Annotated in this window: 13 protein-coding genes; 7 read left to right on the top strand and 6 right to left on the bottom strand. The window is 72.3% G+C overall.

What is annotated here, in order from left to right; all coding sequences use genetic code 11:
* Window positions 1–48: 48 nt before the first annotated feature.
* A partial coding sequence (locus tag ACNAYW_RS23590; RefSeq protein WP_415852049.1) for a DinB family protein occupies window positions 49–316 on the bottom strand: 268 nt, incomplete at its 3' end.
* Window positions 313–1,512, bottom strand: a complete 1,200-nt coding sequence (egtA, locus tag ACNAYW_RS23585; protein WP_415852050.1) for an ergothioneine biosynthesis glutamate--cysteine ligase EgtA — start codon at window positions 1,510–1,512, stop codon at window positions 313–315. The genes egtA and ACNAYW_RS23590, both read right to left, overlap by 4 nt.
* Window positions 1,513–1,592: 80 nt before the next feature.
* Between egtA and ACNAYW_RS23580 the strand changes: the two genes are divergently transcribed.
* The 4 genes from ACNAYW_RS23580 to ACNAYW_RS23565 all read left to right on the top strand — a co-directional run bounded on the left by ACNAYW_RS23580 (window position 1,593) and on the right by ACNAYW_RS23565 (window position 4,309).
* The gene (locus ACNAYW_RS23580; protein ID WP_415852048.1) at window positions 1,593–2,801 is read left to right on the top strand and encodes an aminotransferase class V-fold PLP-dependent enzyme; all 1,209 of its coding nucleotides are present in this window, start codon (window positions 1,593–1,595) and stop codon (window positions 2,799–2,801) included.
* Between the two features lie 255 nt (window positions 2,802–3,056).
* Window positions 3,057–3,269 carry a CbtB domain-containing protein gene (locus ACNAYW_RS23575; protein WP_068537498.1) on the top strand — a complete coding sequence of 71 codons (213 nt, stop codon included), beginning with the start codon at window positions 3,057–3,059 and terminating at the stop codon, window positions 3,267–3,269.
* An 11-nt stretch (window positions 3,270–3,280) separates the two neighbouring features.
* The gene (locus ACNAYW_RS23570) at window positions 3,281–4,042 is read left to right on the top strand and encodes a CbtA family protein (protein ID WP_415852047.1); all 762 of its coding nucleotides are present in this window, start codon (window positions 3,281–3,283) and stop codon (window positions 4,040–4,042) included.
* A 93-nt stretch (window positions 4,043–4,135) separates the two neighbouring features.
* Entirely contained in the window at window positions 4,136–4,309 is a 174-nt protein-coding gene (locus tag ACNAYW_RS23565; protein ID WP_415852046.1) for a hypothetical protein, read from the top strand.
* Window positions 4,310–4,312: 3 nt separating this feature from the next.
* On the opposite strand, the gene ACNAYW_RS23560 is transcribed toward ACNAYW_RS23565, so the two are convergent.
* Window positions 4,313–4,828, bottom strand: coding sequence for a hypothetical protein (locus ACNAYW_RS23560; RefSeq protein ID WP_415852045.1), 516 nt, complete (start codon window positions 4,826–4,828; stop codon window positions 4,313–4,315).
* A gap of 102 nt (window positions 4,829–4,930) precedes the next feature.
* On the opposite strand from ACNAYW_RS23560, the gene ACNAYW_RS23555 reads away from it, so the two are divergent.
* Entirely contained in the window at window positions 4,931–5,464 is a 534-nt protein-coding gene (locus tag ACNAYW_RS23555) for a peptidylprolyl isomerase (RefSeq protein WP_415852044.1), read from the top strand.
* A 332-nt stretch (window positions 5,465–5,796) separates the two neighbouring features.
* Window positions 5,797–6,282, top strand: coding sequence for a C40 family peptidase (locus tag ACNAYW_RS23550; protein ID WP_415852043.1), 486 nt, complete (start codon window positions 5,797–5,799; stop codon window positions 6,280–6,282).
* Window position 6,283: 1 nt separating this feature from the next.
* On the opposite strand, the gene ACNAYW_RS23545 is transcribed toward ACNAYW_RS23550, so the two are convergent.
* Both ACNAYW_RS23545 and crgA read right to left on the bottom strand, forming a co-directional pair.
* Complete coding sequence (locus ACNAYW_RS23545) at window positions 6,284–6,688, bottom strand: PH domain-containing protein (RefSeq protein WP_415852042.1); 405 nt, start codon at window positions 6,686–6,688, stop codon at window positions 6,284–6,286.
* Between the two features lie 54 nt (window positions 6,689–6,742).
* Window positions 6,743–7,036 carry a cell division protein CrgA gene (gene crgA / locus ACNAYW_RS23540; protein WP_146489378.1) on the bottom strand — a complete coding sequence of 98 codons (294 nt, stop codon included), beginning with the start codon at window positions 7,034–7,036 and terminating at the stop codon, window positions 6,743–6,745.
* A gap of 81 nt (window positions 7,037–7,117) precedes the next feature.
* Here crgA and ACNAYW_RS23535 point away from each other — a divergent pair, with 81 nt between their 5' ends.
* A complete protein-coding gene (locus ACNAYW_RS23535; RefSeq protein WP_415852041.1) occupies window positions 7,118–7,759 on the top strand; it encodes an aminodeoxychorismate/anthranilate synthase component II in 642 nt (213 codons plus the stop codon).
* 46 nt (window positions 7,760–7,805) lie between these two features.
* On the opposite strand, the gene pknB is transcribed toward ACNAYW_RS23535, so the two are convergent.
* Window positions 7,806–9,794, bottom strand: coding sequence for a Stk1 family PASTA domain-containing Ser/Thr kinase (gene pknB, locus ACNAYW_RS23530; protein ID WP_415852040.1), 1,989 nt, complete (start codon window positions 9,792–9,794; stop codon window positions 7,806–7,808).
* Window positions 9,795–9,874: the final 80 nt, after the last annotated feature.

Below are 9,874 nucleotides of genomic sequence, written 5' to 3'. Positions count from 1 at the left end.
AGCCCGTCGTGCACGTCTCCTGGTTCGAGGCCGATGCGTTCGCCCGNNGGGCGGGCCGATCGGCACGGGCGTGCTGGAAGGCGTCGTAGAGGTCGTCGATGTCGGGGCGGAGCGCCTCGCGGCCGCCGACGTCGCGCACCAGCCACAGTTCCTCCTGGCTGCCGATGTGCGCGAGATCCCAGACGAGGGGGCTCATCAGCGGCGAGTGTTGGGCGATCAGCTCGGCATCGGCGACGGAGTCCGTGAGCAGGCCCGTGCGCACGCGCGCGCGGCCGAGCGCGTCGACGATACGATCGTGGAGCGAGGGGGCGGTCATGGCGATTCCTCTCCGGGCGCGCGGCCGGCGCGGCACCGGCGCTCCGCCGCGCAGATCGGCGGGCGTTCGGTCGGCGCTGCCGCGGTGGCGGCGACGGTCATGAGATCGACTGCGGCCCGGCGGAGCTCGGGCACGGCGAGCCCGTCCCGCGCCGCGTCGACCCAGAGCTCCTCGGTGCCGGCCGCCGCCCGCACTGCTTCCGCCACGGTCGCCGGTGAGGCGGAGAGCGCGGCGACCGCGGCGACGGGTACTCGCCAGCCGTCCCCCGGTTGTCCGTCGAGGTACCGGATCTCGTAGTACCCGTTGGCCCGCACCGGCGGGAAGATCGTGGTCAGGTGGTAGGCCAGGTCGGCCTCGCCGGGACGGCGCCCGACGGTGTCGTCGAGCGCACCGTCGAGCCAATCGGCGAAGGTGACGTCGGCGTCCGGGGCGCGCGACGGCGCACCGTCGGCGCTCCGGATGCACAGGAGCGGCACGTCCAGCGCCGCGGCGGGGTACCGCCCGTACGACAGCGGCCGGGTGCGCGCCGGGTCGAGGGCGAGCCAGGTGCGCTGGCGCTGGGACGCCCAGCGGCCCTCGGGTACACCCGCAAGGCGTGGTGACGCGGCGAACGCGGCCACCAGCGCCGGGCCGATGGCGTGCAGCATCGCCCAGCGCCGCTCCATCTCGGCGTCGTCGGCCCCGGCGTCCACCGTGACCTGCACGGCCGCGGTCGAGCACATCATCAGCCGGCCGTGCGGGCCGAGGCGATCGAACCGGCCCTCCATCGCGTCGTAGCGGGGCAGGCGCAGGAGTCGCTGCGGCGGCCGCCGCTCCTCCGCGGCGCCCGCGAGCATCCGGATGTCGTGGAGGCGCAGCATCGTCCGCAGCCGGGCCTCGTCGGCGGCGAGCGCGGCGAGGAGCGCGGCCGTGCTCGACTCGGGAGCGCTCGACAGTTCGAGCTGGCCGCCCGGTTCCACGCTGACGACACCGCCGCCCGGCAGCGGCTCCGCCGGGGAGCCCGGGACGATCGACGCCGGCGCGTGCGTGCCGAGCGCGGCGCCGAGCCGGTCGAGGGCGACGCGGTCGCCGTCCGGGCCGGCGCAGAACCACTCGATCTCGGCACCGAACAGACCCGTCGGGCCGCGGCGGAAGCACCACTGCCGAACCAGCCGTTCGGCCTCGGTGCGCCCCGCCAGGGTCGCCCGAGCGCTCATGTCCGCCACCGCGCCGACCACACGCTCACGGTAATGCGTGTCAGGGCTCCGCGCTGGGTCTCGCAGTATCGTCGCGGGGTATGGGACTGGACCTCGAGCGCCTGCGCGCCGATACCCCCGGCCGGGCCGAGACCGCGTTCTTCGACAGCGCCGGCTCGTCGCTCCCACCGCGGCCCGTCCTGGACACCCAGATCGCGCACCTGCGCCGCGAGGCGGAGATCGGCGGCTACCGGGCCGCCGGGGAACGCGCCGAGGACCTCGCCGACGTCGCGGCCGCACTCGGCGAGCTCATCGGTGCCGCGCCCGGATCCATCGCCCTGTCGGACAGCGCGACCCGCGCCTGGGCCGACTTCTTCTACGCCGTCCCGCTGCGCCCGGGCGACCGGATCGCGGTCAGCCACGTCGACTACGCCACCAACGCCGTCGCCGCGCTGCAGCGCGCCCGGGCCGTCGGCGCCGAGATCGTCGTGCTGCCCTCGGACGCGGAGGGCCGGACCGATGTCGAGGCGCTGGACGCGGTCCTCGACGAACGGGTCGCGCTCGTCTCCCTCGTGCACGTGCCCACCCAGAGCGGGCTCGTGGAGCCGGTCGCCGAAATCGCGGCCAAGGCCCGCGCCGTCGGGGCGAGCGTGCTGCTGGACGCGTGCCAGTCGATCGGCCAGATCCCGGTCGACGCGGCAGCGCTGGGCGTGGACGCGATCTCCGGGACCGGGCGCAAATGGCTGCGCGGGCCGCGCGGCACCGGATTCCTCCACGTCCGGCAGGCACTGCTGGAGACCATGGAACCGCGCTCGGTGGACCTGCACAGCGCGCAGTGGACCGCCCTCGACGCCTACGAGCTGGCGCCGGACGCGCGCCGCTTCGAGACCTGGGAGTGCGACATCGCCGCCCGCCTGGGGCTGGGCGCGGCCGCGCGCTACCTCCTGGACCTCGGCCCCGAGCAGGTGTACGCGGAACTCGCGGCGCGGGCGCGGGCCATCCGCGACGCTCTGGCCGGCCTGCCGGGGGTGACGCTGCGCGACCCCGCGGGCGGACCGGTCGGCGCGATCGTGACCCTGACGATCGATGGGGTGGACGCGGTCGCGGCGCGCGCGGAGCTGGCCGCCCGCGGCGTCACGGTCGGGGCGAGCGTCGCCTCGTCGGCCCGCCGCGACCTGGGCGGACGCGATCTGCCCGCGGTCCTCCGGATCTCGGGCCACGCGTTCGTGACCGACGACGACACGGACCGGTTGCTCACCGGGATCGCGGAGCTGGCACGGCGGCCGCGGGGCGGGCCGCGGACAGGATAGGCGGAACACCGAGCACCCCCTCGCCGGCACGTTGAAGTCCCCGTGGACATCACCTCGGCCGGGACTACCGGCGCTCCGGCGGGAGAGGTCTGACGGAAGTGTGACCGCGGGTTACACTGCGCGAGCCGGATGCGGAATCCCATCGGGGAGCGGTCGCGCCACTGTGAAGCCAGACCCGCACCGGCATGCCCGGGCGACCGGGCACCGTCGAAACCCCTACCCGGGCGCGAAACCCCGGACGAAGGAGCGCCGCCCATGGCGAACGCATCCACCACCGCCCACGCCGGTGACCTCTCCCTGCACGTCTCCCGCCGGGCCCTGTGGCTTGGCGCCACGCTGATCGCCGTCGTGCTGGCCTACTACTTCATCGGCATCGACCAGGGTGCCGTGTCGGTATTCGGCAACGACATGCACGTGCACGAGTTCTTCCACGACGCCCGGCACTTCCTGGGCTTCCCCTGCCACTGATCGGGGGAGAAATGGAGAAGCACGTCATCGCCCGGGGCGCACTCGCCGGGGCGATCGGAGGACTGTTCGCGTTCGTCTTCGGCCGGATCCTCGTGGAGCCGATCATCGGCCGGGCCGTCGCCTTCGAGGAGGCCCGCAACGCCGCCGAGCACGCCGGCCACGCCGGGATGGCGGGCATGGCGGAGGAGCCGGAGCTGTTCACCCGCGCCGTCCAGCAGAACGTGGGGCTGGGCGCCGGACTGATCCTGTTCGGGGTCGCGATGGGCGCGCTGTTCGCGGTGGCCTACTGCGTCGCGGCGCCGAGGCTCGCGCAGTGGACGCCGCGGGCGGTCGCGCTCGCCGTCGCCGGCTCACTGTTCGCCGGGATCTACGCGCTGCCGTACCTGAAGTACCCGCCGAACCCGCCCGTCGTGGGCGATCCCGGGACGATCCGCGAGCGCACCGGCGCGTACCTGCTCATGGTCGCGGTCTGTCTGGCGCTCGTGGCGGCCGCCTGGGTGATCGGCCTGGCCGCGGTGCCGCGCCTCGGCGCCTACGCGGCGGCGCTGGCCGGCGGGGCCGTCGTGATCGTGGGCCTCGTGCTCGCCTGTCTGGTGCTGCCCGCGACGGTGGCGACGCCGGAGGGCTTCGATCCCGACGACCTGTACTGGTTCCGTACGTACTCGTTCCTCGCGCAGGCGATCCTGTGGGGCTCCATCGGGCTGATCGGGGCGGAGCTACTGCACCGGTTGACGGTGCGGAGCGGCTCCGGGGCGGTCCCGGCCACCGTCTGAGCGCGCCTCGGTGCAGTTCTGCGACGGACCGTCGGCGACACGCACCGAGGCCGGAGGATGTGACACGACGCAGCGGCGGCATACCCTGGGGGTATGAACCGCCGCTGCGCTCTGTTCTGGGCGGCCGCGCTGATCTCGATCATCGTCTCGGCCACCTTCCACTACCGCGGGGGCGGTGGCGGCCTCGACGGCCTGTTCTTCGTGATCGCGCTGGCCTGGTCCCTGCTCGCCATCCAGGCGCACCAGCCCGCGGGCTGGCGCGGGTAGGGCCTACTCGCCCTTCTTGCGCGGATCCTCCTCGGCCGGTGACTCGACGGCCACGTCCTCCTCGGTCTCCTCCGCCTGCTCGGGCTCCGCGACGGGGGCGCTGTCGCCCGTGGCGCCGCTCGCCGGGCGCACGCGGGGCGGCTCGGCCGCGACGGGCGGTGCCGACGGGGTGCGCAGCAGCTTGAAGGCGACGCCGCCCACTGCCAACACCAGCGCGACGACCGCGCTGATCAGCAGCGGCGTGCGCCACGCCGGGCGGGACGGCGCACCGTCGGACAGCGTGATCGCCCGCTCCGGATCGATCTCGGCGGGCGCGATCCACGACCGGATGAGCCGGTAGAGCGCGGTCAGGGCCTTCACCTTGAGGGAGAGCCCGAGGCTGAAGAGCGCGCGGGCGATGTTGGCCGGACCGGCGACGGACTGGATGAGACCCGTCTTGAGCCGCTGACCGTTGCTCGGGTGGGCGGAGGGAGCGACGTCGGTGGCGAGGGCGTCGTCGAGCAGAGGGGTGGTGGCCATCGGTGGCGTGATCCTTTCAGCGGACGAGAGAGCGTCTTTCCACCGCCGATTCTTATCCGATCTTCCGGGGTTCGCACGTGCAAGGAATGGCAGAATGGCGGCGTGACCAACTCCAACGCTACCGCCCACGTGACCCTGCACACCTCCGAAGGCGACATCCGTATCGCGCTGTTCGGCAATCACGCTCCCGTGACCGTGGCGAACTTCCTCGGACTCGCCCAGGGGACCAAGGAATACACGACCACGAACGCGTCCGGCGGCGACTCGGGCCCGTTCTACGACGGCTCGATCTTCCACCGCGTGATCGACGGCTTCATGATCCAGGGCGGCGATCCGACCGGGACCGGCACCGGCGGCCCGGGGTACGACTTCGTCGACGAGTTCCACCCGGAGCTGCGTTTCGACCACCCGTACATCCTGGCCATGGCGAACATCGGCCGCCCGGCGACGAACGGCTCGCAGTTCTTCATCACCGTCGGCAAGACGCCGCACCTGAACAACCGGCACACGATCTTCGGCGAGGTCGAGGACGAGGCCAGCCGCAAGGTGGTCGACGCCATCGGTGGCACGCAGACCGACCGCGCGGACCGCCCGGTCAAGGAGATCACCATCAACTCCATCACCGTCGAGGAGTAGCAACCCCGCGACCCACGTGCCCGGCCGGTGATCCGGCCGGGCTTTCGTGTCTTCGGGCACGCCTCCCGGTGAATTTACTTCGCCTAACTGCTCCATCAGTGTGGATCAGAATCTGCATCGAATTGTTGATCTCTCAAGGATTCGCGTGACTCGCGTCTCCATCGTCGCAGGTCGGTGAGCATCCTCACGGCACAACGGCCCATCTGAGATGGACACCCGCCGTCCGAGCTTCGTAACGTTGCCGTGATCTTGCGGAGACCGAGGCGTGACCGTCGCGCCGCTCCGCCGGAGTCGGGAGTACCACGAAAGTGTCCAGCGACAGTACGAAGACCATGACCGGCCGCAGCACCCGCCGCGGCACGACGCGCGCGGCCCTCGGAGCCGCAGCCGCCGTGATCGGAATCGTCGCCGCACCCGCCGTGGCCCAGGCCGCGCCCGCACCCGCGCCGCAGGCGCCGGTGGCGAAGGCCGCCCAGGCCGGGCCCGACCGCGCGTCGGTCGTCCACGCCGCCCTCACCCGGGTCGGCATGCCGTACTCCTACGGCGCCGCGGGCCCCAGCTCCTTCGACTGCTCGGGCCTCGTCACCTGGGCCATGAACCAGGCCGGCGTCAGCGTGCCGCGCAGCAGCTACTCGCTGATGAGCGCCGGCACCCCCGTCTCGCAGGCGGAGCTCCGCCCGGGCGACGTGGTGATCACCAACGGCGGCGGCCACGCCGCCCTGTACATCGGCAACGGCCAGGTCGTCGAGGCCGTCACCTCCGGCGTGCCCGTGCGCGTGGCCGGCATCCGCGGCTTCGTGACGGCCCGTCGCTACTGACCTAGGCGGGCCGCAGGGCCTCGAGCTGCTGGGCGACCAGCGTCGGCGCCTCGCCGAGCTCCCAGCGGCCGAGGAAGAGCAGGTCGTCGCCGCGCGTGAGCTCCAGCAGCACGGACTCGCGGCCCCAGTGCCGCGTGGACGTGCGCTTGATCTCCAGACCGTCCCACGGGAAGACCTTGCGGCCGAACGCGCCGCGGTAGACGACGCCGGCACCGTCGGCGGACAGGCGCGGGCGCAGCACCAGCACCTGCGCCCCGAGGTAGATCAGGGCGAACACGCCGATCCCGACGAGCACCATGCCGACGGGGTCCTTGATCGCCTGGAAGCCGATGGCCGCGGCGCCCAGCAGGACGCCCGCGACGAGCAGCACGACGCCCACGCCGCGCGGGGCGCTCCAGTTATCCACAGGTTTATCCACAGCTGGGGATGAATGACATCGGTGTGATTACGCTGGTCAGGGCTACTTCCACCACATCGTCATCAACAGACCGGCGATCATGAGGCCGAAGCCGATGGCGAAGTTCCACGCCTCGAGGTTCGCCATCCACTCCAGCGGCTTGCCGGGGGCGCCCATGCCGTTGGGGTCCGCACCGACGTAGTAGACGAGCAGCCAGGCCAGGCCGGCCAGCATGAGCGCCAGGAACGCGACCACGAACCACCGGCCCGACGGGGCGCTCACCTTGACCGGCGTGCGCGAATCCGTGGCGGTGTTGATCGTGTAATCGGTCTTCTTCCGGACCTTCGACTTCGGCATGGCTTCCTTCTACCAGGGTGCTGTTCACCTGCCAGGTTATCGGATGTACCCGCGGCACCCCACCCGGCTACGCTGGAGCGCGTGCGGATCCTCGTCGTCGACAACTATGACAGCTTCGTGTTCAACCTGGTCCAGTACCTCGGCCAGCTGGGCGTGGAGGCGGACGTCTGGCGCAACGACGATCCGCGACTGGACGATCCGGCCGCGGCGGCCGCGCAGTACGACGGCGTGCTGCTCAGCCCCGGCCCCGGGACGCCGCAGCGGGCCGGGCGGACGATGCCCATGGTCGAGGCTGCCCGCGCGGCCGCCTCCCCGCTGCTCGGCGTGTGCCTCGGGCACCAGGCGATCGGCGCCGTCTTCGGCGCGACGGTCGACCGCGCGCCCGAGCTGCTGCACGGCAAGACCTCGCTGGTGCACCACAACGGCCACGGCGTGCTCGCCGGCCTTCCCGATCCCTTCACCGCCACCCGCTATCACTCGCTGACGGTGCTCGAGCCCACGATCCCCGACGAGCTGGAGATCACCGGCCGCACCGACTCCGGCGTGGTGATGGGCTTCCAGCACCGCGAGCTGCCGATCCATGGCGTGCAGTTCCACCCGGAGTCCGTGCTCACGCAGGGCGGTCACCGGATGTTGGCGAACTGGCTCGCCGTGTGCGGCTACGAGGTCGCCGAGGCGCGCGTCGCCGAGCTCGAGCAGGAGGTCGCCGCGGCGCTCGCCTGAGCGCCCGGCACCGTCGGATCGAGCCCCGTGCGGGATCGCCGGCGGCTCACCGCCGGACGTGCAGGACGACCGACGCGGACGAATCCACCTGGGCGCCGACATCGGGATCGGTCCGCCACACCCGCCCGCGGTCGAACAGGCCCGACGGGGCGTCGACCACGACCGAGATGTTCTCCTGCGAGAAGCCGGCCTGGATGAGCGCGGCGCGCGCGGCGTTCTGATCCTGGTTGATGACGTTCGGCATGGTGATCGGCTTCGCCCGCGCCACCTGCAGGGTCACCGTGCTGCCCTTGTCGGCGTTCTGGCCGCCGGTGGGGTTCTGCCGCACGACGGTGCCGGCCGCGGCCGGGTTGTCGACGCGCTGGATCTCCACCAGGAAGCCCAGGCCCTTGAGGTTGGCCTCCGCCTGCGAGACCTGCGTGCTGGTCACGTCCGGCACGCGGACCTGCTCCTTGCCGGAGCTGACGGTGAGCTGGATCGGCGTGTTCTGCTGGGTGTTCGTGCCGATCGCCGGGTTGGTGGAGATGACGTTGCCCTTCGCCACGGTCGGCGACGGGTCGTTCTTGACGTCCTTGGCCACCGTGAAGCCTGCCTTCTCGAGGATCTCGCGGGCCTCCTTCTCGGGCTTGTTCGCGACGTCCGGCACCCCGGCGATCTTCGGGCCCGTGGAGACCTGCAGCACCACCGTCGACCCCTCGGGGACCTGGGCGTTCGGCCCGGGCAGCGTCGAGATGACGTGCTCGGCGGGCACCGCGTTGTCGGGCAGGCGCTGCACCTCGACGTTGAAGCGGAGCTTCTGCAGCGCGACCTGGGCCTCCGCGGCGGGCTTGCCGATCTGCGAGGTCACGGTGGCGGTCTGCTCGCCGCCGCGGCTGTTGAGCAGGTACCACGTGGTGCCGCCGACCAGGACGAGCGCGATGACGGCCGCCGAGAGCAGCATGAGCAGCTTCGACCGGCCGCCACGCGCGGCGGGCGCCGCGCGCCGGCGGCGGGCGGGTGCGTCCGCGGGGGTCGCGGCCACGACCTCCGTGGGCGGATCGTCGTCGGACGGCTCCGTGGCAGCGGCGCCGTCGGCGCCGGCGGTGGCCGCCGCCGCGACGGGCGCGGTCGCGGCCCGGCGCCGGGGCTTCGCTGGCTCGGTGAGCAGCGCGTCGCGCTCCTCGTCGGAGAGCACCATCGGCGCCTCGGGCTTGCGGCCCGCGAGCACCCGGATCAGGTCCTGCCGCATCTCGCCGGCCGTCTGGTACCGGTTCGCGGGATTCTTCGACAGCGCCTTGAGCGTGATGGAGTCGAGTTCCGGCGGCACCGTGTCGAGGATCGCGGACGGGGTCGGCGGATCCTCGCGGACGTGCTGGTAGGCCACGGAGACGGGCGAGTCGCCGGTGAACGGCGGCTGCCCGGTGAGCAGTTCGAAGAGGACGCAGCCGGCGGCGTACACGTCCGAGCGGGCGTCCACCGAATCGCCGCGGGCCTGCTCCGGCGAGAGGTACTGCGCGGTGCCGATCACGGCCGCCGTCTGGGTCATGCCCGCCGACGGGTCGCTCATCGCCCGCGCGATGCCGAAGTCCATCACCTTGATCTCGCCCGCGCGGGTGAGCATCACGTTGGCGGGCTTCATGTCGCGGTGCACGATGCCGTTGCGGTGGCTGAAGTCCAGCGCCGCGCAGACGTCGGCCATCCACGTCATGGCCGCCTGCGGGGCGATGGTCCCGTCGCGCCGCAGCACGTCGCGCAGGGTCTCCCCGTCGACGTACTCCATCACGATGTACGGCAGCGGCCCCGATGAGGTCTGCGCCTCACCGGTGTCGTAGACCTGCACGATCGTCGGATGGTTCAGCGACGCCGCGTTCTGGGCCTCCCGCCGGAACCGCTCGTAGAAACTCGGATCACGGGCGAGGTCGGCGCGGAGGATCTTGATCGCGACGTCGCGCGACAGACGCGTGTCCCGGGCCAGGTGCACCTCGGACATGCCACCGAACCCGAGCGTCTCGCCCAGGTCGTAGCGGTCGTTGATGCGACGCGGCGGGGTAGTCATCTGCTTGTCCGTTATCCGTTAGTTGTTGCAGGGGAGAGGGATCCCGAAGATACCGGTGCACGGCGGCTTCGTCGTCGGCT

This window comes from Tsukamurella ocularis, assembly GCF_965138335.1.
GTDB classification, from domain to species: Bacteria; Actinomycetota; Actinomycetes; order Mycobacteriales; family Mycobacteriaceae; genus Tsukamurella; species Tsukamurella ocularis_A.
Note: the sequence above shows the minus strand (reverse complement) of the source record. Positions and strands in the feature narration are given on the sequence as shown.

What these genes read in the sequence shown, in the direction of transcription:
- ACNAYW_RS23575 (WP_068537498.1), top strand. Translation starts at nt 3,057, where the DNA reads ATGGCGAACGCATCCACCACCGCCCACGCCGGTGACCTCTCCCTGCAC.
- ACNAYW_RS23570 (WP_415852047.1), top strand. Translation starts at nt 3,281, where the DNA reads ATGGAGAAGCACGTCATCGCCCGGGGCGCACTCGCCGGGGCGATCGGA.
- crgA (WP_146489378.1), bottom strand. Translation starts at nt 7,036, where the DNA reads ATGCCGAAGTCGAAGGTCCGGAAGAAGACCGATTACACGATCAACACC.
- ACNAYW_RS23565 (WP_415852046.1), top strand. Translation starts at nt 4,136, where the DNA reads ATGAACCGCCGCTGCGCTCTGTTCTGGGCGGCCGCGCTGATCTCGATC.
- ACNAYW_RS23550 (WP_415852043.1), top strand. Translation starts at nt 5,797, where the DNA reads ATGACCGGCCGCAGCACCCGCCGCGGCACGACGCGCGCGGCCCTCGGA.
- ACNAYW_RS23560 (WP_415852045.1), bottom strand. Translation starts at nt 4,828, where the DNA reads ATGGCCACCACCCCTCTGCTCGACGACGCCCTCGCCACCGACGTCGCT.
- ACNAYW_RS23580 (WP_415852048.1), top strand. Translation starts at nt 1,593, where the DNA reads ATGGGACTGGACCTCGAGCGCCTGCGCGCCGATACCCCCGGCCGGGCC.
- egtA (WP_415852050.1), bottom strand. Translation starts at nt 1,512, where the DNA reads ATGAGCGCTCGGGCGACCCTGGCGGGGCGCACCGAGGCCGAACGGCTG.
- pknB (WP_415852040.1), bottom strand. Translation starts at nt 9,794, where the DNA reads ATGACTACCCCGCCGCGTCGCATCAACGACCGCTACGACCTGGGCGAG.